Here is a 24,004-nt window from a genome sequence, read left to right on the forward strand (position 1 = left end):
TAGCATCCTCCAACGTTTAAGAGATAGTCAACTGTGTTTGTTCACTTTCTAAAGACTGCTTATCATTTTTATCTTCCTTACGCTGAAAAATGTTATTTAGAATAAGCGCTGTCATGACAAGCAGTGTTCCTGCTACATCAAAAGTGGTTATTTTAGATCCTTGTATCATCATGATTAACAATGTAGTAATGGGAACAAAGTTAATAAATAAAATCCCGTTAATGGGTGATAAAATTTTAACACCATAGTTCCAGCTAAGGAGAGCTACGATACCTGGTAAAGTAATCATAAATATTAAGTCATACTTAATTTCAGCAATCACATTTATACTAGGTATGGACACGTATCCTTGAGCGGTGAGCACAGCTGTTAGAATACCTGTTACAGCTGTACCGAATAAACACGTCAATGTTGAATAACGCAGCGTAGACCATTCTTGAAATAGCTGTCCCCCCATTGTATAGATTACCCATCCCACAACCCCCATTAAAATAAAGGTTAACGAAAACAGATTATCTTTCAATGTATAAAAGAAACTCATATCGCCTTTGGTAATAACGAATGCGGCTCCAAAAAAAGCAATCATAATAGATATAATCTTATATTTTTTCGGTTTCACATGTTTATATCCCCACAGGATAAAAATAGAAATGATTGGCATAAGTGCCTCTGCAATAGACGCAGTCATGATTCCAGACTCCCCCATCAATCTTTGGCCCCAAAAAATAAAAACATTGTATACAGTAAACGCCATCACACCAAAAAAAACGAGCAGTTTTGCTTTACCCTCTAGACGAAATGATTTCTTCCCCTCCCTCACCAATAATAAAATCACTAAGATAACTGCTACAACACCGTATCGAATAGATGAAAAATAAAATGGATCAACAAATGCTAATGCATGATCTGCAACTGGAAACATTGCGCCCCACGACATACTTGCTACTAAACATGTGAGGACACCAATGAATAATTGACCGTTTTTCATTGTCATTCCCCTCCTTTTCTTGTATTGACAATGAGAATTATAAAAAGAAGGGTGACATCATGTAAAATGAATAAAAATGATGAAAAACATCATTTATAATGATATTTTAAATGAAGGAGGGATACTAAATGGAACTGCGAGACTTACAAATTTTCCAAAGCGTTGCTCATCACAAAAGTATTACCGGCGCTGCAAAGGAATTAAGCTATGTACAATCCAATGTAACAGCACGTATTAAGCAATTAGAAAACGAACTCAAAACACCTCTTTTCAATCGGCATAAAAAAGGGGTAACATTAAATCCCGAGGGCCGAAAAATGCTTGAATACGTGAACAAAATCTTGATAGATGTTGAGGAGCTAAAACAAGTCTTTCTTGATAGTGATATACCGTCGGGAATATTAAAAATCGGGACAGTGGAAACAGTGAGGATACTGCCGCCCATCTTAGCCTCCTATTATAAAAAGTATCCTAACGTTGATTTATCATTGCAGGCTGGTTTAACGGAGGAGCTTATTGAGAAGGTAGCTAACCACGAATTAGACGGGGCTTTTATATCAGGGCCAATTAAGCATTCCATTCTCGAACAATATGATGTCAATACTGAAAAACTCACTCTAGTAACAGCAAATAAAACGTTTCAAATAGAGGATTTTATGACGACGCCGATCCTTGTGTCTAATCAAGGATGCGGATATCGTTCCAGGCTGGAACATTGGCTCAAAGATGAAGGTTTACTGCCAAAAAGAATTTTGGAGTTTAACATTCTAGAGACCATTTTAAATAGTGTTGCACTTGGTCTTGGAATCACAGTCGTACCCGAATCTGCCATAACACATCTTTCAGCCGCAGGTAAGGTTTATTGTCACCCGCTGCCTGAGAAATATAGCATGATCTCAACCATCTTTATTCGGCACAAAGACGCTTACATGACAAATTCGATGCGCAGCCTGCTGAAGACGATTAGTGAGCATCAAAGTATGAGTATGTCTTAAGGAAGTCTGCTACTGCTTTGTTCTCACCGCCAAACTTATGCATATTCCTGTTAGCCGCAAATATCTTTTCATAATAAAGAGCAGGCACCATCTCTGCTCCCCCTTTACTCCTTAACATCCGTTTATTTCTGTTATCAAGTTCATGAATTTTTCTGGTGCGGCACATATTACGGATACGTTATAGAGAGAGAAAATAATGAATATGCATTGTGACAAACTTGTTATAGAGAGGACAATTAATTCTCGATTCATGGTAAATGAATATAAAAAGAATCACATGTATGGATATCAAATAGAAGAGAGGCTAAAGAGATGGTTCTCCTTGAAACGGATCGGTTACTATTAAAAACGATTGATGTTAACCTTCTAGACGCTGCATCTAAACTGGATCATCAGGCTATTATAGACCTGGGTTATAAAACAAATGGGGAATGGCCAAACTCCGATTTTTTTGAAGCAATTCCTTATTTCCGCGAGATTTTAATCAAAAATAAAGGAACAAGAGGATTTGATTCATGGATCATTTTAAAGAAGGATGATTATGAAATTGTCGGAGGAACTGGGTTTTTAGGTGACCCGGATACGGATGGCATGGTTGAAATCGGTTTTGCAACAAATAAAAGTCACCGCCGTAAAGGTTATTGTTTTGAGGCTGCTCAAAAGTTAATAAACTGGGCATTAAGCGAAGAGAATGTTAACTGTATTGCGGCAAGATGTGATCATGGCAATATGGGATCACAACATATTTTGAAGAAGTTAGGGTTTAAACTGGACCGTGAAGAAAAAGACTTTATCCATTGGAGATACGCTAAAGTGTAAAAACATATTCTTCACTTATAAGAAAGCAGGCTCTATGCCTGCTTTTTCAAGTTATTTTCCTCTATGCTTTTTTTTAGCTTTTTGCTTTCTGATGAGATACTTTTGTTCTTTTATTTTTTCTCTTTGTTCTTTCGTTATTTGTTTTTTCCTTTGCTTCTTCGCTTCCAACTCTTGTTTCATCGCATCCTGTGCCTTTAAGGATGCTCCGGCACGTTTCAATTCCTTCGAAACCTGACGTTGCAATCTTTTCGGATTTATCTTTTTCTGATCTTGGGCCTTTACACGAACTCCTTCCTGCTCAGACTGGGACAGAGTCTTTAAGAGTTGTCTATTAACAAAATCGAATACTTCAGAATCCTTCGGCTCTTTTCCAAACAAATGCTGAGAGGCCTTTAGTTTTCCGTTTTTCACAACCTCAATAACTCCTACCCAAAACTGACCATTGTAGTAAATCGTTAATTTCATAACGATTCCCCCCTCTTTTAAATGATGAAAGAATGACGGACATCCCGAGGAGGGGAAGGTTACTGACATGATAAAAATGCATTCGGACTACCAACCGAATCGTGTTTTTTCATTCTTCCGCATAAATTTTATCAATTTTTCCCTTTAGAGAAAAGATATTGAGTGCATACTTCAAGAATAAGTCATGCATCAGCTTGAACCTTTTTTCTCTATTCAAAATCAAGGAAACCAAAGAAGACTGAAAAAAATTAAATAGAATTGCATTCTCTTCTTTCAATAGAATATCAAGCTACGGTTTCCTTTTGTTTCGCAAAAGCGAGGATCCCATTATTTGCATGCCCCTTTATGAAAGCAGCCTCTGCCGAACCAGTTTCATCTTTGTACGAAAAACGGAACTAACTCAAGTTCATTCGAGTCAGCTCCGCTTGATTATTAGTCCAAGTTTTGGTCGATGGTTCCCTCAAAATAGTCATCACTGACTTGTTCATGCGTTTCAGCCAAACCCTGTTCCAATTGAGTGGTTCCTTTGTAATCTGACAGTTCAAAATATCTTCCTGCAACATCCATATTTTCGTTTGCTTCTTCTTTGTTATTGGTTTGCTCGTTCTTGCCTAATGTCTCTGACTTAGGATCGCCATTTTGATTAAAATCAAAATCCTTGTCGATTTCCGAAAATCTTTTATAATCATCAGGTCTGTCTGCTCCATTTTTTTGAGTCACATCATCCACTCCCATTCCTTATCAATCAATATGACAGGCCAAAAACAATTGGCCCTATCTTGATATTAGGCTTTCCATTGAAACAAAACTTATTTGGTCCTCTTTGAACCTGTGCCACGTTTTTTAGGGTCATCTGCCTTGAATGCTGTTTCAGTCTCATGATCATTTCTTATTTGTTCAATACTTGAATTTTGAATCCCTTTTTTAGTCATGCTTTCACCTCTTTTCTGAAAACATTGGAATATCAGCTTCACCCTTATTCTGTCTTTTGAGCAGGCATTCATTCACCCCTTTTGACCAATAACAAAAAAATCATTCGTCATTAGTTCTGTATCTGCCAAAGCATAATTTATCTTTCAGTCAACACAATAAGTTTAAAGAATGTAATATGACAGAAACTGTTCCCTTTACTGTAAGAAAAACACTCTTTATTTAGAGGATCAGCCAGCATGAAAACAAGTCTAGAATTATGTATTAAGCCTAATTGCTGATGTGACTGCCGTTGGATCGGATACATTCATGCTAGTGAATCTGGTTTTTTTCATTGAATCGGAAAAGCAGATTAGATTGAAAAAAGCCCTTCTCTCTGAGAAGGGCTAAGTAATAGTAATGACATTTACACAATCGGTTCATACCTTAAACCCCGCCATATTAATGAAGGCGGCGGGTCTATACGCAAAGGTGCAGCCTGTTTCTTTACACTCGCTGCTTATTTGATTACGAAATCACCGTATTCTGCTGAATGGATATTGATCGGTCCGTTCAGATTGTAGTTGTTCGACTTGGCGATAGAGCGAAGCACATCCACACGGGCAACAGATTCTCTCCACTCATCACGGGTGTCCGGATCTGCTGGATTCATCAGGTCGTCATAACGCACGTCCAGAAATTTATTTAACCATTTCTTCTCATCTATTCCGTCTTTAGGTGAGCCGCCTGCCTTTTTGTTCGTGCGTTTGATCAAGGCATAAAAAGAGTCAGGGTCATCACCATCGCCATGCTGAATAACTGTATCGTACATCACAGCTCTTGCCAATGCCGTTTTCAATCCGGCATTCTCTGATCGTTTCATGGCAGGCTGATAATACAAGCGATCATTTACCTTGTCTTGGGCAGCACGGAAATCTTTATCATTTCCAAGCGAACGCCAGGCAGAAGCAAATCCCTTGAGGTTGCTTATGTCATCGCTTTCTTCTTCGGCCAGACGGCGCAATTCAGGAAGATACTTTTTCAGTTTGTTATTCGGTACTGCCTTTGTGTATACTTCAACTACTTCCAATGCATCCCCGGTAGCCGTTGTAAAGCCTGCCCGTCCGCATGTATAGCCTCTTCCATCACCCAAGGGTTCCACATATCCGTATTGGATTTCCGTCGTGCCGTTTTCAAAGATACTGGTCAGCTGTTCCGCCCGGCGCTTTTGATCCTTGTTCAGTCCGGCCGCAAAAACCGTATCACTCATCATCAGGGTAAAAAACATGGTGAAAATAAATGATGAAATCGCTGCCTTCTTCCAGAAACCTGCTTTTTTCTCCAAACTGATTTTCATTCTATTACCCCTTTCTACATATTGTAATTACGGACTCAGTATACATGAAGGGGCTGACCTTTTGTTGAAAATACATCGATTTGTCAATTTTTTGAATCTTAATTACTACTCTTAGAAGATTGCGGCTTGAACCTTATCCTCTCATTTAAAAGACAGACATCATTTTCACCACAGAGAGATTCTTGAGAGAAAAGGCTTTCCGACAAGGACTTCTCTTATTATCATTCGTTCCATTTTTAAAAGTAATCATTGCCAATCAGCTATCGTAGAAACTGTAACTAATAGGAATTCATGTAAGTCAAAAAAAGAATCCTTCTTTGTAAGGACTCTTCCCAATACCAAGATGTTTTTATTTAAACCATGCTTTCTTTAAATTGCTGGTAAAGTTATTATCATTAATAGGAACATTTGCTTTACCGAAATCTGTTGTATGTAATGCATTCCTTGCGGCAGGAGTTAAATCATCCCATCCGATTAACGGTTGAGTTCCGCCTACTACATCATCGCTCATAAGTAATTCATGGTTCAGCGGCCAAGTGCTGTCATATGCAATCAAAGGATGATGACCTCTCATGTTGCTTCCACTTGGTGCTGCATTTGTGAATTTTCCGTGTCCGGAATATGCAATGGATAAAACTTTTGGATGTTGATTTGCTGGATTATCAATCCATACAACGATTCCTTCCCAGTCATGTCTGTGACCTAATTTTGGAGAGGCTTCATCTTTTGGAAAATACCAGGAATACATAATTGCCCAAACACCATTGTACCAAGCAGAACGCGAATATACTTGTCCTGTATTTTTGCTGCAATGTCCTTCAGGCGCTCCAGTAGGCTCTAAACCTCCACTTGTATTGCCTTGTGCATCGACTGCAGGAAAAGGCACGCACCCGCTATAAACCTTCAAATATGGCTGAAAACGTTTCGCCGCTTTTTGAGTAACAGTGGCAGGCGCTGCCTCTTTAAAGCCGACAACCTTGTCATGATCGATTACTGCTGCATTTGCTGTTGAAACAATGCTGACAGAAGCGAAAACGGATAAAAAGAGAGCCAAGAAAAATTTGTTCATGATTCCAACTCCTTTTGACAATATAGACAATTATTAGTTATCAAAAATTCGAGTTGAAATCAATGTCATTTTTACAAACTTCACACATTTTGTTTCTAAAGTATTATTTGAATTTTTCTTATGTTTTAAATTCTGTAAATCATATTCATTTCAAAAACGTGTCACAAACACACAATAAGCCCCATCCGCTAAGGACAGAGCTTTTTGTCATTTTAGAGCCTTTCAAGCACGTTTTTCGTCTGTAGCACCGCCAGCAGAAAGCATCAGAAAAGAATACTAAAACTTCTCTGCACGAAGTGTCGGTTCTTCTGCAAACAATGATGATGTGCTGTTTCCTTACTCATCTTTTTTATCTTTATCGGCATCTTCATTATCCTCAACCGGATCTTCGGGATCAGTCTCATTATCTTTTTCATCATCTTTATTGATCGTATCGTCCTCATCAACACCCGGCGCATTGTTACCATTATTATCTTGATCGTTCTCCTCAACATCTGGAGTATTGTTATCTTGATCATTATTATTTTGATCATTATTACAGCCCATTAATATAAAAGTGGATAGACATAACGCAGTTATTATTTGCAGCCATTTTTTACTCATTTCCACCCTCCTCTCTTCTTTTTAATCCATATAAGTTTGTCCATTAAGTTCACTTTGATTCGTTCCATTCTAAATGTCTTCTTGATCAGCATATTAATTCAATCCTTTGCGAAAACTATAAACAAAGGTGCTTAGGATGTGGTTAAGAAGAAAAATAAATAACTATTCAAAATGCAGTTAACCACGTTAAACCAAATAATGTAAGATCATTCATGCCGATATCCTGGCACAATATTCTCTAAGGTTGATTTATTCCTCCCTCTTTGGTGAAGTTGTTCTCTATCTTGAATATGTAGTTTCCTTATGAGTTTTTCAGGCTATAAAAAACACCCCAATCGCTAAACTCATTGTCTAACAATTGGGGCGCAATTTACGATTCATTTATAATCTTAGGATTTGCTCCATATTGATTCTCTATTGTTTCACTATCTTGGCAGTTAAAGATCAGCATAATAATAGGACCGACCACCGGAATAAAGCCTATAAATATCCACCAGCCACTTTTGCCGATATCATGCAATCTGCGGATACTGAGAGCAAGAGACGGAAGAAAAACAGCTAACTGATAAAGAAAGATCAGAATATATGCCAGTAATCCCCCGCCATATCCAATTACATATCCTACTTGAGAACCGGCATATCCTTCTGCCGCCAATGGGCCTGATGTTAATAATCCAACTAGTATTAATGATAGCAGTAATAAAATAAAACAAATGATGCCATTAAAGAGATGAAACATCCAATATTCCTTTCGCCGAGCTCTCCCTTCAAAATTGACATAGTTCTTTAAGCCATTCCAATACCATTTCATATAGTTTCCTCCATTACCGACACTGTAAATTACTGAAAAACATATCCATTATATCATAAAAATGATTAAAAATAGGGAGGGCTATAAAACTAGTCAATGGCAAAAAGACCTCAATATCAAAGAACTTGCTATACAAAAAATGAAGGCAGTCGTAAAACAAAAATGGACAAGCTGATTGTCCTCACTCCTTTAGTTCCATTCTTAGTCAACTGACAACAAAACAGGAATTAACGAAATACGCCAACATACACTTTGTATGAATGTAAACGAAGGAGTGGTTGCTTTGTATCATTACTTTTATGTTCCTGTGTTAATTCCTCACTTACCACCTGCTCATCACACGCAAAGAAATCAAGACTTTTCAGAAAGACAGCGAAGAAGAGAAATAACATTGAATGTAGATGGCTTTATACCGCCATCTTCCACCGAGGATCTCGGAGACGGCTTTTATTCTTACGCATGGACTAACCAACAGGTCATAGATCCCGGTGAATACCTTGTTTGTTATCTTGAAGGAAGAGATATAAAGGTAATAAATGGCGGGTTTACTCCACGTGATTATGCTCCAATGTATGCAATAGGCAGTTTTCCGAGGCGAAGAAACCAGTGGGTGATTACGATTCATAATCCTCTTCAAACCCAAAGAGCCATATCACTTTATCTCATTGCGAAAAGATAACACAAAACAAAAACGGCAGGAACGCCTTTATCAGCGTTTCCTGCCGTTTTTTTCGTGTATGATTCCGCCTGGGTTCGAACCAGTGGCCTCTACCTTGTCAAGGTAGGGGCTATATGCCGTTACGAACTGACGTTTTATATTATAGGGTTTTCTGACAAGAATTTCTGATAAAACCTTTTGTTTTGACTAAAAAGTTTGTCCCCTATTCGTCCTCATCTGTTCCCAAATGGCATTACAACATACTTCGTCTATTCACTGTGACCGAATCCTTTCACCTAACTTATCTTCATAAACAGTTTATCATTTGGCTATCAAAAACAGCCCTATTAATAAATTATTAGTAAATTTGGCCATACCATATCATATAAACTTCATATATTAATATTGATTAAAATAATAGGAGGGCTTAAATTGGGTTATTATAAAAAATATAAAGAAGAGTATTACACTTGGAAAAAAACTTATTACAAAAAGTATTATGACCACGATAAGAAGCATTATGATTGTGACAATAAGTATTATGATTTTGATCATGACAAGAAGTATGATGATGATCACGATTATCATTACGATAAAAAGTATTATGATGACGATGATCATTATTATGATTTTGTCGAATCGTATAAAAAACATCACTAAATCTCTTAAACATCTATAAAAGTTTCTGCTTTATATCAAGTGATGTGAAAATAGAAAAGCTCCCTATTGTGTGGGAGCTTTTCTTAGAAAATTGAGATTTTATGTTCCTATCCAGGTTCAAATTAAACACCGCTGAACTTTTCAATGATTTTGACCCTAAAAAGAGACACGCTCAATGAATTTCTAAGCCAAAAAATCAAGTTTGCCCTTTTATTTCAAAGCCTATTGAATTGTACATCTGATGACTTCTGAATGAAAATGATGATTGTTGGCAGAATTGGACAACAATCCGCCAACACTTTACTACTTAATTACAGGTGGTTGATTCTTAGCCATTGAATGTTTTTAAGGAACCTTTTACTCATTCACATTGCTTTTCATTAACCATTCTACTTCCGTTAATTCTTGTTTTTGAACGTCTTTTGTGTGTTTTTTCGTGAAATGTTCTTTAACAGCTTCTTCGTTTTCCCAAATCTCCCAAAGCATTATTTTGCGTTCTGATGGTTCAAGCGGATAAGCATGGAATGTAATACACCCTTCTTCTTTGTTTGTTTCTTCCTCAAGTTTTTTAAATTCCTTCATTATTTCATTAAGGTCTTTATCACTGATGATTTTTAAGCATGCAGTTATGTAATGCACCGAAATTCCTCCTCACATCATTTTATGACTTTTCATTATAACATTTTCTTGAAAAATGTAGATGTCATTTATACATCATTAAACGACATCGATAGCCTTTTAGACCAATTTTCTATAAATTCTAAAGCAAGCTAAAGGGTCGATATCAGACGATATGGTCCTTATTTATGTTTATTCCGACCCTTTTTAATCTAAATAGAGGGACTTTTCAAAAAATACTCTATTAGAGGGGGTCCTTAGCGGTATAATATTAAATATATGTAAATAAAAGGAGGTATTTGATTGTCTGTTTCGGATTTAATCCCATATCATTATGTAACTACAGACATTAATCATTGGTATGTTGTAATAAAGCAGGGTCGAGTTGAGAAAGCAAAAGAAATGAAAAGAAAAGTTGAAAAAGAATTCGATATGATGGAGAAAAATGAAAAGGTTGCAGTCTATCTTCAGCTATTAAAGCTACGGCACGAAATAATGCTGTCGTATCTCGAACCTGACTCTGAAAATATAGATGGTGTTTATGCTTACCTCAAAAAGACAAGGGAAAATATGGCCCCTGAATCCCTCACCAATACAATAGAGTTCTATTATCATTTTTTTACCGGCATGTATCATTTTAGAACGAGAGATTTAGTTATTGCTTTAACATATTATCGCGAAGCCGAATTAGATAAAAACGCAAATACAGATAAGGCAGAGTTCTATTTCAAAATGTCAGAAGTCTATTACTATATGAAAGAGACTCATTTTTCAATGAATTATGCCCAGCGAGCATACTCTATATTTAAAGAGCAAAAAGATGCTCAGGGGAACCTTACATATGGCAAAGAAATGGTCCAATGTCAGTTTGTTATCTTTGGGAACTGGCTAGATAAAATGTGTTATGAGGACGCTTTAGAAACAGCTGAAAAGCCTTAAATGATGCTATAAAAATAGGGGAGCAACATTTAATTGGTTCAGCTCATTTTAATGTGGGATTATGTTATAATAATCTTGAAGAACTTGACAATTATGAGAAACATTTTCAAATCACCTATGAAATTCATAAGAATCGAAAGCACATTTATGAGTCCAAAGCGATTTTTAATCTGGCATATGTCAAAGCAAAGAAAAATGATTTAAAGACTGCATTAGAATTATACCAGGAAGGTCAGAAGGTTGCTGCCCGACACAACAACCAGGAAGTAACCGAGAAATTAAAACTGGTTAAAGGTCTTTATTTATCATTCGACTTACAAACACTTAGAGAAGTGTTCAAGTTCTTCGAAGAGAAAAACCTTTACGGTGATATGGAAGAATACGCTGTTGCTGTTGCTGATTTTTTGACCAACAAAGAAGACAGACATGATGCGGTCGATTTTTATCAAATGGCAATTGAAGCACGCAAACAAATTCAAAGGGGGAAACATTTAAATGAAAAAATGTAAAATTGCAATTTGTTTAGCGCTCTTGCTTGGCGTTGTTGGAGTATCTAGCGCTTCATACGCTCTTTCTGAGCAGTCCACTTATAAGGTCGCAGATAGAGCAGCAACTTAATATGAAATCTAAGAAATAACCCCATTTTGGACTTTACAAATGGGGTTTTTACTTTATCTTCTCAACTCAATTTTTATTCTTGGGTTTTCATTTAAATCATATTCTGCATTAATAAAACCGACAACCCCTATAAAAAGTAAAAAACCCTTGCTACGCAAGGGTTTAAGCTATGATTCCGACTGGGCTCGAACCAGCGACCTCTACCCTGTCAAGGTAGCGCTCTCCCAGCTGAGCTACGGAATCATGATATGTATGTGTTGCTGGGTATGTTGTTGTCTTTCTGACAAGTTCTATTATATAACCTTCCCTTCTATTCGTCAACTGCTTTTTCAGAAAAACTTTTTTCGGACTTGCTGTTATGTTCATCGGCTATTATAATATGTCTTAATTTTCTAACAATAGGGGTGATGGGGTTTTGCATTCTTTGATTTCTTCTGATGATGTATGGGTATTATGGGGATTTATTGCGGTGTGGGCGGCAGTGAGCATCGGGCTGGAGCAGCGGTTTAAGTGGGCTTCCGCTGTGTCTGGCGCTATTATCGCGCTGGCAGGTGCAATGGTGTTTACAAATATAGGAGTGCTTCCTGTTGAATCCCCTGTATACGATACCGTATGGTCATATGTGGTGCCGCTTGCGATTCCTCTTTTGCTGTTTCAGATCAATGTGCGGCAGATTTTTAAGGAAAGCAGGCGTTTGCTGTTTATTTTTCTTATAAGCTCCTTAGGGACAGTGGTTGGCAGCATCTTCGCTTTTTTTCTATTAAAACAGCATATTCCCTATCTAGATAAGATCGGCGGGATGATCAGTGCCTCCTATATTGGCGGCGGGATTAATTTTGCGGCGATGGCTGCGAAATTTGAGACACCGGGCGAATATGTGTCGGCAACGGTTGTGGCAGATAACTTTATGATGGCGCTGTTGTTTTTTATTTTAATCAGCATTCCCTCACTCAAATGGTTTCGCCGTCATTATGCGATGCCGTTTGAAGATCAGGCAAAAGCGGAAGGAAACAATGGTAACAGCGCGGAAAGCTATTGGAAGCGGAAGGACATTTCATTAAAGGATATTGCCTTTAACGCTGGAGCTGCTTTTGCCCTTGTTGCGGTAAGTGGTAAGATTTCCGGCTATTTCAAAATTACGTTTTCTCATCCCCTTTTGACCGGGACGCTTGGCGATCAGTACCTTGTGCTTACGTCTTTAACCGTTCTTATCATCTTTCTGTTCCCTCGTTTTTTTGAAAGGCTCAATGGATCTCAGGAGCTTGGCACCTACTTGATTTATTTGTTTTTTGTGGTGATTGGCATTCCTGCAGATCTCCGGTTAATCATCACAAATGCGCCTCTTATTCTCTTATTTGTCTTTATCATCGCCATCAGCAATTTAGCGGTTTCCTTAGCTGTCGGTAAATTGTTCCGCGTGCGCCTTGAGGAAATTCTGCTTGCCGTAAACGCCACAGTCGGCGGCCCTACGACAGCAGCTGCGATGGCGATTGCCAAAGGATGGCGGGAGCTTGTTGCACCGATTATGCTGGTCGGCACACTCGGCTACTTGATCGGCAATTATGTTGGCACCTTTATGGGAAATTGGTTTTCTTCCTTTTTATAAAAAGGATTTTCACACTTTCCTCAGAATACTATGTAAGAGAAACGGAGAGATCACTGTATGTTAAAAGGACATACCATTTATATAAGACCTTTAGAAACAGAAGATGCTGAAGAGAATCTTCGGCTGCAAAGCGAAAACCGGGCATTTTTTGAACAGTTCTCCATGATTCGCGCAGACGATTACTATACGATTGAAGGGCAGAGAAAAAGGATCGAACAATATCAGCAAAGGCTGGTAAATGACCAAGAGTATCACTTCGGCATCTTCACAAATAAAGACCATACATTAATCGGGACGGTTTCCCTTTTCCAAATCATCCGCGGAGCGCTGCAATGCGCGTTTATTGGATACTTTTTAGATAAAGCCCATAACGGAAAGGGCCTTATGACAGAGGCGGTCAGACTGATTGTTGATTATGCGTTTCACGATCTGAAGCTGCATCGCATTGAAGCCGGTGTCATGCCTCGCAATCTGGGGTCCATGCGCGTATTAGAAAAAGCGGGATTTCATAAAGAGGGTATTGCCCGAAAAAACGTGAAAATCAATGGAAAATGGGAGGATCATCAAGTACTGGCGATTCTGAATCCTGATGATGAAAAATAAAAAAGAAGCCGGGATATCGCCCGGCTTCTTTTTTAACGCGCAGCTACGGGCGCAATTTCTTTCAGCGCTTGTTCGAAATCACGTTCTAAATCATCTGCATGTTCGACTCCCACACTTAGACGGAGCAGGCCGTCTGTGATGCCGCGTTTTTCACGCTCTTCCTTAGGCATTGCCGCGTGAGACATCGTTGCCGGATAGGACAAAATCGATTCGACGGCGCCAAGGCTCACAGCAAAGACCGGAAGTGATACATTCTCTACTAATTTCTTAACGGCCTTTTTGCTTTCAAGCTCAAAAGAAAGCACAGCACCCGCTCCCATCGACTGACTTTTATGGGTTTGGGCCCCCGGATGATCAGACAGCCCCGGATAATACACGCGTTTCACCGCCGGATGCTTCTGGAAAAATTCCGCAAGCCGCTGCGCTGTTTGGCTCGCTTTTTCTAAACGGACCTGCAATGTTTTTAAGCCGCGCAGCACGAGCCAGCAATCTTGCACGCCAAGGACGGCGCCGAACGAGTTTTGCAGCTTATACAGCTGCTTCCCAATCTCTTCATCCTTGACAGCAGCCAGTCCTGACAGCACATCGCTGTGTCCGCTCAGGAATTTTGTTGCGCTGTGAAGCACAATATCCACGCCGAGATCAAGCGGACGCTGCAGTGCCGGTGTCATGAATGTATTATCCAGAAAGGTCAGACAGCTGTTTTCTTTTGCAAGCTGGACAACCGCTTTAATATCAGTAATTCCAAGTGTCGGATTTGACGGTGTCTCCATATAAATGACCTTTGTGTTTGGCTGGATATTCCGCGCCACTTCGTTGATATCCGTCATATCAACAAACGTGTGCTCAATGCCAAAACGGGTCAAAACCTCTGTCACCATGCGGAAGGTTCCGCCGTATACATCTTCTGTCACAAGAACGTGATCGCCCTGTGAGAGAAGTAAAAATGCTGTTGAGATCGCAGCCATGCCTGAACTGAAAGCAAACCCTCTCGTTCCGCCTTCCAGTGCGGCAATTGTTTCTTCGAGAGCTGTTCTTGTCGGCGTGCCTGAGCGGCTGTAATCATATGCGCCAAATTCTTCAAATGAAGATTGATGGAAGGTCGAGGCGTGCTGGATCGGTACACTGACCGCCCCGGTTGCACCGTCTGTTTTAAATGGATTGTGCACGAGCTGGGTTTCCAGCGTCCAATTGTGATTACTCAAATGAAACAGCTCCCTCTTTGACCTGACATAAAGCCTGTTTTAGGTCCTCTTTTAAATCTTCCGCATGTTCAATTCCGACTGAAAAACGCAGCAGACGGTTGCAGACACCGTTTGCGATACGGATTTCTTCAGGAATATCCATGTGCGTCTGTGTGGCAGGGTATGTAATAAAGCTCTCCACCCCGCCGAGGCTTTCTGCAAAGCAAATCGTTTTCAGTGTTTTTAGAAATGGATTCACCCACTCTTCTTTTTGCAGACGGAAGGATAGCATGCCTCCTTTTCCCGGGTAAAGCACATCCTTGATTTCTTCTTGCTCTTCTAAAAAGGCCGCAAGCTCTTGCGCGTTCTCCTGATGCTGGCGCATTCTGAGACTGAGCGTCTTCATTCCTCTCATCAAAAGCCATGAGTCAAACGGAGGCAGGACCGCGCCGATGGCGTTTTGATGCTGAAACATTTCTTCTCCAAGCTGTTCATCCTTTACAACAACAAGGCCTGCGAGCAAATCGTTATGGCCGCCTAAATATTTGGTTGCGCTGTGAATGACAATGTCGGCTCCGAGCTCAAGCGGACGCTGCAAAACCGGTGTATAAAATGTGTTATCAACAATCACCAGAAGACCGTGCTCTTTTGAGATCCGGGCGATCTTTTCAATGTCCGCCTCCTGCATCAGCGGATTTGTCGGTGTTTCCACAAACACCGCTTTTGTATTTGGTGTAATCTTGGAGCGTAAACAGTCCTCATCGCTGAAATCATCATAATAAAAGGTCAAGCCGTATTTTTTCCATTCATTTTCAAACAGACGGTACGTGCCGCCATACAAATCCGATGAAACGATCAGTTCATCCCCGCTTTTAAACAGCGCCATAATCGTTTGTATCGCTGCCATTCCCGAACTGAAGGCAAGCCCTCTCGCTCCATTTTCTAAACTGGCAATCGCGTCCTCAACAAGCTGGCGTGTCGGGTTTTTTGTCCGAACATAATCAAATCCGGTCGATTCGCCGATCCCTCTGTGGCGGTATGCAGTTGATAAATAAATAGGGGGACTCACTGTTCCCGTTACTTCGTCGCTTCGGTTTCCGATTTGGGCTAATTTCGTTTCAACGTGCTGTGACATATAGCTGACACCTTCCCTTTTCAAAATAAAAACCCCTTCTTCATAAGAAGAAGGGGTTTAACGCTTCTTCTTATCTTCCAAGCATAGTACGCTTGCTGGATTTAGCACCTTGGCGCTTTGCACGTATGCAAAACAAGCCGGTTGCTGAGGTTTCTAAGGGCCAGTCCCTCCACCTCTCACGATAAGAAATATCGATTTCAATTTTCTGATTGTTTTATATTAGCGCAATTTGCAGTTTATTTCAATACTTTTTTCTTCGGGCACCGAACTGTTTAAAGAGAGAAATTTCTAATAATTCATGGTACAATAATTTCAAACGCAAGAAAGTCTAGTGATGTCCTGGAGGAATGTATTATGGCACCGAAAAACGGCACAGTTCAAGAAAAGAAGCTCTTTTCAAAAGAGCTTAACGAGGAAATGACAGTACTCGTTTATCTGCCGTCAAACTACTCCCCTCTTTATAAATATCATCTTATTATCGCGCAGGACGGCCACGATTATTTCAGGCTGGGGAGAATCGGCAGACAAGTGGAGGAATTGCTGTCCAAAAGAGAAATAGACCGATGCATTATTATCGGTGTTCCTTACAAGGATGTAAAAGAACGCAGAAAAACCTATCATCCGGAAGGTTCTAAGTTTTCGGCTTATAAACGATTTATTGCCCACGAGCTAGTTCCTTTTGCGGACCATGAATTTCCGACGTACCAAGTCGGCTACGGGCGGACACTGATCGGTGATTCTCTCGGAGCGACCGTTTCTCTTATGACAGCGCTTGATTATCCGAATATGTTTGGTAACATCATCATGCAGTCTCCCTATGTAGATCAACATGTATTAGAAGCCGTGAAACAGTCAGACGATATCAAACACCTCTCTCTTTATCACCAAATCGGAACAAAAGAAACAGACGTCCATACGACAGACGGCAATATTTTGGACTTCACAGAACCGAATCAGGAGCTGAAAAAGCTTTTGGAGGAAAAGCTTTCCGATTATTATTTTGAGCCATTTGACGGAGACCACAAGTGGACATACTGGCAGCCGCTCATTACGCCGGCTCTGAAAAAAATGCTCTAACATACTTTATTTTCAGGAGGGACATACTATGAAATACGGAATTGTTTTATTTCCATCAAAAAAACTGCAAGATCTCGCGAACTCTTACAGAAAGCGCTATGATCCGAGCTATTCCCTGATCCCGCCTCATTTGACGCTGAGATCTTCATTTGAATTTACAGAAGAGGAAGCCGGTGAATTGGTATCACAATTGAGAGAAATCGCTAAAGAATCTCATCCGATTGTTCTCAAAATGACCAAATACAGTTCTTTTGCGCCTGTCAATAATGTCATTTACATTAAAGCAGAACCGACGGAAGAATTAAAAACACTGAATGAAAAACTTTACACCGGTGTATTAGCCGGTAATCAGGAATACAATTTTGTTCCGCATGTGACGGTCGGCCAAAACCTTTCCGACGATGAGCATTCGGATGTATTAGGGCAGTTAAAAATGCAGGAAGTATCTCATGAAGAAATTGTTGACCGTTTTCATCTGCTGTATCAATTGGAAAACGGTTCGTGGACGGTATATGAAACGTTCCTGTTAGGCGGAGGAGAATAAACGATTGGAAGCAGTTATCGCAAAAAATGAAGAACAAATGAAAGATGCATTTTATGTAAGAAAAGAAGTCTTTGTCAAAGAACAAAACGTACCAGCTGAAGAAGAAATTGATGAGCTAGAAAACGAATCAGAGCATATTGTGGTGTATGACGGAGATCAGCCGGTCGGCGCCGGAAGATGGCGGCTAAAGAACGGATACGGCAAATTAGAGCGAATTTGTGTCTTAAAAAGCCACCGCTCAGCCGGTGTCGGCGGCATCATTATGAAAGCGCTGGAAAAAGCGGCAGCAGACGGCGGTGCTTCAGGTTTTATGTTAAATGCGCAGACACAAGCAGTGCCATTTTACAAAAAACATGGATATCGGGTGCTGTCTGAAAAGGAATTTCTCGATGCTGGCATTCCCCATTTGCAAATGATTAAGGATTAAACACCATCCGGGTCTTCTGAGATCCGGATTTTTTCGCATATAAAAAACCGCTCTCTCATGTGAACGGTTTTTTATACATATCGATTAATAGATGTGCCTATCCCTTTTTCTCGCAATCTTTTATAAAGAGAGCGCTTACGTTTCGCCTCGTTTACTTTCCTTTCAGCAGCCGTTAGATTCTCCTGCTGCTTTTCAAGTTCCTTGTATACCCGCTGAAATGGGACATAGCTGATCTTCTCTGTTCCGGCATAATCCTGTTTATGGCCTATTGTGCGATTGGCATATTGAGCGTATTGCTGGTTCTGAATTTGACCTGCATATATCATACGATCCCCACCCTTCTGCTGTTCTTTTCCCTTAAACTTACTTTTTGAAACACGTTTCTTTTGATATGATAGTCTTTGTCTGTAATGAACACCTTTTTATTGGGAGGACCCCTTTTTGAAATGCGCCCGACTGAATGATCGAACAATACATTTACATACATATTCGAGAGAACATTATCAATTCCTCTATGAAGAAGGAATAAAAGGGAATTTATTTTGTTCTCATTGCGGAAAGCCTGTTTTGTTAAGGCTCAACATCGCTGAACCGCCTGCATTTATTCACCGGCAGCCTGGTGATTTCCCGGCGTGTGAGGAAGCCTGCGAACCGAAACCGGCGAAAGAAGAGAGAAAAGAAGACTTTCAGGAATCCGGCGTCTTTCGTTTGCCTAAAGGAAAAGCGATATCAGCTGATTCGGCACCCGGTGTCACGGATTGGCAGACTCCAAGACATATTAAACCTGGTACACCTTTTATAAAAAGACCGGAAACACCTGATATGAGCCTTTTTCCGACTGTCGGCTTAAACACAGATCAGCTGAAAGCTGTCACGGAAACGGAAGGCCCTTTATTGGTGCTTGCCGGTGCAGGAAGCGGAAAAACACGTGTGCTGACCGCGCGCGCTGCCCACATGATCGAACACTTAGACATACCGCCGGAACATATGCTGCTTGTCACCTTTACAACAAAAGCCGTCGCGGAAATGAAAGATCGCATGGCGAAGCAGTACGGATTACAGCCGTCAAAAGTCAGAAGACTTGTCACCGGAACATTCCACAGCTTGTTTTATAAAATCCTATATCACTATGATTCTGCCAAATGGAATGGCGAACATTTGCTGAAAATGGAGTGGCAAAAGGAACAATATATGAAAAAAGCACTCTATGAAGAAGGCGTAGATGAGAAAGAGTTTCCCGTCGATCAGGCTTTGCAGCAAATCGGCTTCTGGAAAAACACTTATTTGCCGAATGAACGTATTCCTTTAAAGGATGAGTGGGAAAAACAAGTTTACCGCCTATACGAATATTATGAGCGCCAGAAAAAAGAACACCGCCAATTTGATTTTGATGATATGGCATCAGCCTGCTATGAACTGTTTATCGAACGGCCTGACCTTCTGGAGCAATATCAATCTAGGTTTACGTATATTTTAATCGATGAGTTTCAGGACATTAATCCGGTTCAATATAAAATCATGCAAATGCTGGCGAGTCCGGAACAAAACCTGTGCTGTGTCGGTGACGACGATCAGTCAATCTATGCGTTTCGCGGCAGCAGCCCTTCTTTTATTCTGGATTTTCAAAAGGATTATGCCGGTGCCAAAACAATCTATTTAACAGCGAACTACCGTTCAACACATCCGATCGTTTCCAGTGCTGATATTGTCGTGAAAAAGAACAAAAACAGGTATGCCAAGATGCTGGAAGCCGCACGTGACGACGCGCAGGTCCCTGTGCTGTTTTATCCTTATGACGAAGAAGAAGAAGCGACAATGGTGGTTTCCGATATGAAAGAAAAAATTCAAAACGGCGCAAAACCTGAAGATTTTGCGGTTCTCTACCGGACAAACAGCGCCGGCCGCGCCATTTATGAAAGGCTTCATCAATCATCAATTCCGTATACCGCAGATCGCGGCGTCCAGTCCTTTTACAGCAGAAGGATCGTCCGCCAGATACTCGCATACTTGTACGCAAGCCAAAACGAGGATGATGCTGAAGCGATTAAACACTTGCTGCCTGCCTTATTTCTAAAGCAGTCTGCTTTAAACACGCTGAAGGCGCTATCGATTACGGAGGATTGCTCCATGATCAAGGCGCTGGCCAAACTGCCGGATCTGAAGCCGTTCCAGCTGGATAAAATCAAAAAAATCGTGCCCTTTTTCGCAAGCATCCGCACCATGAAGCCGGTGGAAGCCATTACCTTTGCCGAAGGAAAAATGGGCTTCTCCGAATACTTAAAAAAACGGGGCAACGAAGGAAATAAGCTGGAAAAAGGCTCTGATGACCTGCGTGACGTCAAGGTTGTCGCCAAAAAATTCAAAACCATCCCTGACTTTCTCGCCCATGTTGATCACATGCGGGCTGCTGAAAAAAACAAAACGGATGAAAACGGCGTGCAGCTGATGACCATTCACCGGTCAAAGGGCCTCGAATTCCAAACCGTCTATGTATTAGGCACGGTAGACGGCTCCATCCCGCATGATTTCTCACTAGAAACAGCGAGAAAGGGAGACGAAGCTCCGCTTGAGGAGGAAAGACGCCTTCTGTACGTTGCAATGACACGGGCCAAACAGCATTTATATTTGTCTTGTCCCGCAAACAGGCGCGGCAAAACCGCCCACCGTTCAAGGTTTTTGTATCCTCTTTTGCAGCAAACGAGACAGCCTTTGCCCAAATAAACAGCCCGGCAGTGATACTGCCGGGTTTTTCACTGTAAAAAAGGCCCGCTGCCCAGGCCATCCGCTTATTTACTATCCAGCATTTTAGAAATCGTTCCAAAATCAAGCTTTTCTTTTCCGCTTGTAATGGACTGGACAATCTTATCTTCCAGTTCTTTCGGCACGCGTCTGTTTGCCAGCTGCGCCACGCGTTTAATGACGCTGCGGACTGTGTTTTCATCTTTAAAATTGGCGTTTTGAAGTGATCCAGCAAGATTCATGACATCCTGCATGTTCACGCCTGTTTTCTTTTCAATGTTCTTAAAAAATTGATTATCCATGATACGCCTCCTTTTGGCGGAGTAATACAGTATTGTATGAACGCTTTACGCATAATGTGATAATTTGCAATCAAAAATAAGTTACTGATTTAAAAAGCAGCAAAGGGTACATAAAGTAGGAAGAAGCACGGGAATCATCCGCACTTCCTCCTTCATTCATTTCTTAGTAGTTAAAAAAAGATGCACCTACGATGATGAGAAGAATGAACAGTACAACCACAAGAACGAATGTTGAACCGTAACCGCCTGAATATCCTCCAGCATAACCGCCGCCGTAGCAGCAGCCTCCGTAACCAAAGCCCATAACTAAGCACCTCCTTTACTCTCTATACACTATGTGAGATATCATGATCGGCTTGGATATCCGCATAGGGCGTTTGCGGATTTATGATGGATCATGCTGAGCCTGCCGTTTTTTCAGTAAGTCTTCCGTCTTTTCAGCCAATTCTTCAATTTCTTGTTCAAACGACAGGCCGGCTTCGTCAAATAAAGCCAATTCCTTTTCAATATGTTTGATCGTCTTGTCATGTTTGTTTTGCTTTTGATCGTGCGTGCCATACCTGCCCTCTATGAATTTTTCAAACTCGTTCATGAAATCCCCCCCTCTCATGACATATGCTGAGCGAATCAGCATTGTTAAAAAAACAAAAAACCGGACATCTCCGGTCTCTTGTCAGGGTCAGGCTATTGAGGTTTTTTCTTTTTACTGCCGCACCCGCAGCCTTTCTTTTTGACCTTTTTTGTTTGATACGATGAATCTGTATATGGAGTTTTTTGGGAAGGTTTGTTAAATTGATTCACTTTGATCCCTTCCTTTCCTTATGTCATATATGCTACTTTATGCGGATACTGACGGAAAGTTGCTGATGGGAATGCCTTATTCCTGCAGCCATTTTGATACAAGGGTTTCAATAATACCGGCCAGCCCTGCGATCGCCAGCAGCAAAACCAGCCACTGGGCCGCCTCTGGAATAAAGGCCTGGCACAAAATCAAAAAGCCGGCGCACCACACGCCTGTGCACCAATAGCAGCTCAGCAATTCACCGATAAACGCCCTCACACCCGTTCCCTTTATGACAATATACGTTTCAATGTTCCCGTCCGCGTCCTTTTCCTCCTTCTCTTCATGAAAAAGGCTGCGCAGCGGCGCCATAATCGTATCAAACACGAAAAGACGCGCGAGCCGGAAGACCGCAAGCGAAAGAAGGAAAAGAGACAGCCAATTGATAACCACTGGTTCACTCCTTTCATCATCCCCTTCACATATATGCAGAAACCCTAGCTTTCATGAATTTGTATCTTGTCCTGTTGAAAATTGGTTATTTTTCTTATTCCGCTCTGCACCTCTTCTGCATTATATACAGTATGGATAAGAAAGGAGTGAAGGTTATGTCATTTGAAGAAAAAGTTGAATCCCTGCATCCTGAAATATTTGAGCAATTATCTAGCGAATTCGAGCAGCAGATCGAAGTCATTGATTGCGAAAATATCACAATAGATACGTCACATATAACAGCTGCCCTTTCTATACAAGCCTTGGTCACAACAATGATTATCCTGGCAACACAGCTCGTCATCGCCGACGAGAACTTAGCTGACGCAGTCGCAAGCGAAATACTCATCCTCGATAACTCCCAAATCAAAAAAAGAACCATCATTAAAATTATCAACAGCCGAAATATCAAGATTACTTTGTCTGCCGATGAAATAATAATCTTTGTACAACTTTTGCTTCAGGTGCTAAACAGCATTCTCCTTGAACTTGACGTCCTTTAATCCTTTCTTTTCACAAACTAAAAAGTCGAGGTGAAAACAAATGTCAGATAACGATAAAATCAAAGAAGAACTTGAAAAGCTTCCGGAAGTTGATCCAATGATGAAAATGCTGGTTCAAAATATATTTGTTAAACACGGCATCACGAAAGACAAAATGAAAAAAGTATCAGATGAAGAAAAGGAAATGCTTTTGAATATGGTAAAAGACTTGCAAGCGAAATCAGCGGAGCTAGCTGAAAAACAAAAGAAGAAAAACGAAGAAGAAGCTGTGCAAGAGCAAAAGAGCGATAAACCGCTTAGCCGCAGAGAGCAGCTCATTGAACAGCTCAGAAAAAGACGGCAAAACAATAACAATTAACACCAATTATAAAAATAGGGAACTTCATCAGGATATATGCCTCAGTCAAAGTAAGAGGCTCGATCATTTAATAACAGTAAAAGAAAAGGAGGAATAGATATGGAAAGCAGACCATACTCTTGGGTTGCACTTGATCCTGACTGTGACCATCCGTTAGATCACAAAGAGAAAGAAAAAGAAGATAGAAAATGTAATTGTGATATTTGTTGCAATGGCAATGGTTTTGGCGACGACAATGCTTTTATCAATCAAGATCTGGCACAGGCAAATCTCAACAAACAAGTCTCCGATGAGACAATTATTATCAGAGACTCTTGTGACATCAACGTTTCGTCTACAGACGTTCAAGCCGTAACATCTGTTGTAACAGCACTTAATGCAGCTGTCCTTACAGTAGCTCTTACCTCAATTGCAGACGGAGTTATTGCCGAATTAGTCGCACAAGATTTATTGCAGCTGACAGCCAATAAGCAAGTAAACCGCCAGAAACTTCTTATCGAATGCTCCCGCGGCGTAAACGTTACAACAGTAGATGCCGATATCGCAACCCTTATCTCTACAGCAACAAACGTTCTTATCGCCGTCCTAGTTATCACTCTTGTCCTCTAGAACCTAAAAGCAGAGCTAAAAACGCTCTGCTTTTTCTTATTTTCCCGCATATGATGAATATATAGACGTTCACCCACACCAAGTGAGGCACAAGTACATATGTTGTTAAGGACTAAAGTCAAATACCCTATAAAG

The 24,004-nt window shown here is 40.6% G+C and carries 31 protein-coding genes, 1 tRNA gene and 1 riboswitch; of the genes, 15 read left to right on the top strand and 17 right to left on the bottom strand.

Annotated features, from left to right (window positions below; genetic code table 11):
- Positions 1-16 precede the first annotated feature (16 nt).
- Positions 17-988, bottom strand: a complete 972-nt coding sequence (locus tag H7F27_RS14435; RefSeq protein ID WP_101860786.1) for a DMT family transporter — start codon at positions 986-988, stop codon at positions 17-19.
- 128 nt (positions 989-1,116) lie between these two features.
- On the opposite strand from H7F27_RS14435, the gene H7F27_RS14440 reads away from it, so the two are divergent.
- Both H7F27_RS14440 and H7F27_RS14445 read left to right on the top strand, forming a co-directional pair.
- Positions 1,117-1,983: a LysR family transcriptional regulator gene (locus H7F27_RS14440; protein WP_185848066.1), complete on the top strand. Its 867-nt coding sequence runs from the start codon at positions 1,117-1,119 to the stop codon at positions 1,981-1,983.
- Positions 1,984-2,295: 312 nt separating this feature from the next.
- Positions 2,296-2,802, top strand: a complete 507-nt coding sequence (locus H7F27_RS14445) for a GNAT family N-acetyltransferase (RefSeq protein WP_024121004.1) — start codon at positions 2,296-2,298, stop codon at positions 2,800-2,802.
- A gap of 51 nt (positions 2,803-2,853) precedes the next feature.
- Here the strand turns inward: H7F27_RS14445 and H7F27_RS14450 are convergent, their stop codons facing one another.
- The 7 genes from H7F27_RS14450 to H7F27_RS14480 all read right to left on the bottom strand — a co-directional run bounded on the left by H7F27_RS14450 (position 2,854) and on the right by H7F27_RS14480 (position 8,016).
- Positions 2,854-3,267 carry a YjdF family protein gene (locus H7F27_RS14450; protein WP_024121003.1) on the bottom strand — a complete coding sequence of 138 codons (414 nt, stop codon included), beginning with the start codon at positions 3,265-3,267 and terminating at the stop codon, positions 2,854-2,856.
- Between the two features lie 432 nt (positions 3,268-3,699).
- Positions 3,700-3,987 carry a YozQ family protein gene (locus H7F27_RS14455; RefSeq protein ID WP_101860788.1) on the bottom strand — a complete coding sequence of 96 codons (288 nt, stop codon included), beginning with the start codon at positions 3,985-3,987 and terminating at the stop codon, positions 3,700-3,702.
- Positions 3,988-4,076: 89 nt separating this feature from the next.
- A complete protein-coding gene (locus tag H7F27_RS14460; protein ID WP_095713538.1) occupies positions 4,077-4,199 on the bottom strand; it encodes a biofilm-forming protein in 123 nt (40 codons plus the stop codon).
- 497 nt (positions 4,200-4,696) lie between these two features.
- A complete protein-coding gene (gene csn, locus H7F27_RS14465; protein WP_095713539.1) occupies positions 4,697-5,533 on the bottom strand; it encodes a chitosanase in 837 nt (278 codons plus the stop codon).
- A 349-nt stretch (positions 5,534-5,882) separates the two neighbouring features.
- Positions 5,883-6,602 (bottom strand): NPP1 family protein, encoded by a 720-nt coding sequence (locus tag H7F27_RS14470; RefSeq protein ID WP_101860789.1) that lies wholly within the window; start codon positions 6,600-6,602, stop codon positions 5,883-5,885.
- Positions 6,603-6,938: 336 nt separating this feature from the next.
- A complete protein-coding gene (locus H7F27_RS14475) occupies positions 6,939-7,205 on the bottom strand; it encodes a hypothetical protein (RefSeq protein ID WP_024120997.1) in 267 nt (88 codons plus the stop codon).
- Between the two features lie 370 nt (positions 7,206-7,575).
- Entirely contained in the window at positions 7,576-8,016 is a 441-nt protein-coding gene (locus H7F27_RS14480; RefSeq protein ID WP_024120995.1) for a DUF805 domain-containing protein, read from the bottom strand.
- A 283-nt stretch (positions 8,017-8,299) separates the two neighbouring features.
- On the opposite strand from H7F27_RS14480, the gene H7F27_RS14485 reads away from it, so the two are divergent.
- Together H7F27_RS14485 and H7F27_RS14490 are read left to right on the top strand one after the other, a co-directional pair.
- Positions 8,300-8,695: a hypothetical protein gene (locus H7F27_RS14485; protein ID WP_024120994.1), complete on the top strand. Its 396-nt coding sequence runs from the start codon at positions 8,300-8,302 to the stop codon at positions 8,693-8,695.
- Between the two features lie 411 nt (positions 8,696-9,106).
- Entirely contained in the window at positions 9,107-9,334 is a 228-nt protein-coding gene (locus H7F27_RS14490) for a spore coat protein CotU (protein WP_185848067.1), read from the top strand.
- A gap of 357 nt (positions 9,335-9,691) precedes the next feature.
- Here the strand turns inward: H7F27_RS14490 and H7F27_RS14495 are convergent, their stop codons facing one another.
- Positions 9,692-9,979 carry a putative quinol monooxygenase gene (locus H7F27_RS14495; RefSeq protein ID WP_223203927.1) on the bottom strand — a complete coding sequence of 96 codons (288 nt, stop codon included), beginning with the start codon at positions 9,977-9,979 and terminating at the stop codon, positions 9,692-9,694.
- Positions 9,980-10,255: 276 nt separating this feature from the next.
- Between H7F27_RS14495 and H7F27_RS20930 the strand changes: the two genes are divergently transcribed.
- Both H7F27_RS20930 and H7F27_RS20935 read left to right on the top strand, forming a co-directional pair.
- Positions 10,256-10,891 (top strand): response regulator aspartate phosphatase, encoded by a 636-nt coding sequence (locus tag H7F27_RS20930; protein WP_260627274.1) that lies wholly within the window; start codon positions 10,256-10,258, stop codon positions 10,889-10,891.
- Positions 10,892-10,944: 53 nt separating this feature from the next.
- Positions 10,945-11,400 (top strand): hypothetical protein, encoded by a 456-nt coding sequence (locus H7F27_RS20935; RefSeq protein ID WP_257963047.1) that lies wholly within the window; start codon positions 10,945-10,947, stop codon positions 11,398-11,400.
- Between the two features lie 279 nt (positions 11,401-11,679).
- On the opposite strand, the gene H7F27_RS14505 is transcribed toward H7F27_RS20935, so the two are convergent.
- Positions 11,680-11,752: transfer RNA gene (locus tag H7F27_RS14505), tRNA-Val, on the bottom strand.
- Positions 11,753-11,924: 172 nt separating this feature from the next.
- Between H7F27_RS14505 and H7F27_RS14510 the strand changes: the two genes are divergently transcribed.
- On the top strand, positions 11,925-13,115 hold the full coding sequence (locus tag H7F27_RS14510) for a DUF819 family protein (RefSeq protein ID WP_101860792.1): 1,191 nt from the start codon (positions 11,925-11,927) through the stop codon (positions 13,113-13,115).
- A gap of 57 nt (positions 13,116-13,172) precedes the next feature.
- Complete coding sequence (locus tag H7F27_RS14515; RefSeq protein WP_101860793.1) at positions 13,173-13,718, top strand: GNAT family N-acetyltransferase; 546 nt, start codon at positions 13,173-13,175, stop codon at positions 13,716-13,718.
- A gap of 32 nt (positions 13,719-13,750) precedes the next feature.
- On the opposite strand, the gene metC is transcribed toward H7F27_RS14515, so the two are convergent.
- Both metC and metI read right to left on the bottom strand, forming a co-directional pair.
- Positions 13,751-14,923, bottom strand: coding sequence for a cystathionine beta-lyase (gene metC / locus H7F27_RS14520; RefSeq protein WP_101860794.1), 1,173 nt, complete (start codon positions 14,921-14,923; stop codon positions 13,751-13,753).
- Positions 14,916-16,037: a cystathionine gamma-synthase/O-acetylhomoserine thiolyase gene (gene metI / locus H7F27_RS14525; RefSeq protein ID WP_095713630.1), complete on the bottom strand. Its 1,122-nt coding sequence runs from the start codon at positions 16,035-16,037 to the stop codon at positions 14,916-14,918. Before metI ends, metC begins: the two co-directional genes overlap by 8 nt.
- A gap of 67 nt (positions 16,038-16,104) precedes the next feature.
- Positions 16,105-16,225, bottom strand: a riboswitch (SAM riboswitch).
- 166 nt (positions 16,226-16,391) lie between these two features.
- On the opposite strand from metI, the gene H7F27_RS14530 reads away from it, so the two are divergent.
- Genes H7F27_RS14530 through H7F27_RS14540 form a run of 3 tightly spaced genes read left to right on the top strand, consistent with a single transcriptional unit; the run spans position 16,392 to position 18,085 of the window.
- Complete coding sequence (locus H7F27_RS14530) at positions 16,392-17,114, top strand: esterase family protein (protein WP_024120954.1); 723 nt, start codon at positions 16,392-16,394, stop codon at positions 17,112-17,114.
- A gap of 28 nt (positions 17,115-17,142) precedes the next feature.
- A complete protein-coding gene (locus tag H7F27_RS14535; protein WP_010333788.1) occupies positions 17,143-17,658 on the top strand; it encodes a YjcG family protein in 516 nt (171 codons plus the stop codon).
- Between the two features lie 4 nt (positions 17,659-17,662).
- Entirely contained in the window at positions 17,663-18,085 is a 423-nt protein-coding gene (locus H7F27_RS14540) for a GNAT family N-acetyltransferase (RefSeq protein WP_024120953.1), read from the top strand.
- A gap of 71 nt (positions 18,086-18,156) precedes the next feature.
- On the opposite strand, the gene H7F27_RS14545 is transcribed toward H7F27_RS14540, so the two are convergent.
- Positions 18,157-18,411 (bottom strand): hypothetical protein, encoded by a 255-nt coding sequence (locus H7F27_RS14545; RefSeq protein WP_024120952.1) that lies wholly within the window; start codon positions 18,409-18,411, stop codon positions 18,157-18,159.
- Positions 18,412-18,526: 115 nt separating this feature from the next.
- Between H7F27_RS14545 and H7F27_RS14550 the strand changes: the two genes are divergently transcribed.
- The gene (locus tag H7F27_RS14550; protein ID WP_185848068.1) at positions 18,527-20,806 is read left to right on the top strand and encodes an ATP-dependent helicase; all 2,280 of its coding nucleotides are present in this window, start codon (positions 18,527-18,529) and stop codon (positions 20,804-20,806) included.
- A 65-nt stretch (positions 20,807-20,871) separates the two neighbouring features.
- Here H7F27_RS14550 and H7F27_RS14555 read toward each other — a convergent pair whose 3' ends face one another.
- From H7F27_RS14555 to H7F27_RS14570, 4 genes are all read right to left on the bottom strand, one after another.
- Positions 20,872-21,126 carry a sporulation-specific transcription regulator SpoVIF gene (locus H7F27_RS14555; RefSeq protein ID WP_024120950.1) on the bottom strand — a complete coding sequence of 85 codons (255 nt, stop codon included), beginning with the start codon at positions 21,124-21,126 and terminating at the stop codon, positions 20,872-20,874.
- 163 nt (positions 21,127-21,289) lie between these two features.
- Positions 21,290-21,430 (bottom strand): YjcZ family sporulation protein, encoded by a 141-nt coding sequence (locus H7F27_RS14560; RefSeq protein WP_024120949.1) that lies wholly within the window; start codon positions 21,428-21,430, stop codon positions 21,290-21,292.
- Between the two features lie 81 nt (positions 21,431-21,511).
- Entirely contained in the window at positions 21,512-21,718 is a 207-nt protein-coding gene (locus tag H7F27_RS14565) for a hypothetical protein (RefSeq protein ID WP_024120948.1), read from the bottom strand.
- 285 nt (positions 21,719-22,003) lie between these two features.
- A complete protein-coding gene (locus H7F27_RS14570) occupies positions 22,004-22,360 on the bottom strand; it encodes a DUF1360 domain-containing protein (protein WP_010333781.1) in 357 nt (118 codons plus the stop codon).
- Between the two features lie 155 nt (positions 22,361-22,515).
- Here H7F27_RS14570 and cotV point away from each other — a divergent pair, with 155 nt between their 5' ends.
- From cotV to cotX, 3 genes are all read left to right on the top strand, one after another.
- Positions 22,516-22,902, top strand: a complete 387-nt coding sequence (cotV, locus tag H7F27_RS14575) for a spore coat protein CotV (RefSeq protein WP_185848069.1) — start codon at positions 22,516-22,518, stop codon at positions 22,900-22,902.
- A 40-nt stretch (positions 22,903-22,942) separates the two neighbouring features.
- On the top strand, positions 22,943-23,260 hold the full coding sequence (locus H7F27_RS14580) for a spore coat protein (RefSeq protein WP_185848070.1): 318 nt from the start codon (positions 22,943-22,945) through the stop codon (positions 23,258-23,260).
- A gap of 99 nt (positions 23,261-23,359) precedes the next feature.
- Positions 23,360-23,869 carry a spore coat protein CotX gene (gene cotX / locus H7F27_RS14585; protein ID WP_101860797.1) on the top strand — a complete coding sequence of 170 codons (510 nt, stop codon included), beginning with the start codon at positions 23,360-23,362 and terminating at the stop codon, positions 23,867-23,869.
- Positions 23,870-24,004: the final 135 nt, after the last annotated feature.

This window comes from Bacillus sp. PAMC26543, from assembly GCF_014250375.1.
In the GTDB taxonomy this organism is placed as follows: Bacteria; Bacillota; Bacilli; order Bacillales; family Bacillaceae; genus Bacillus; species Bacillus halotolerans.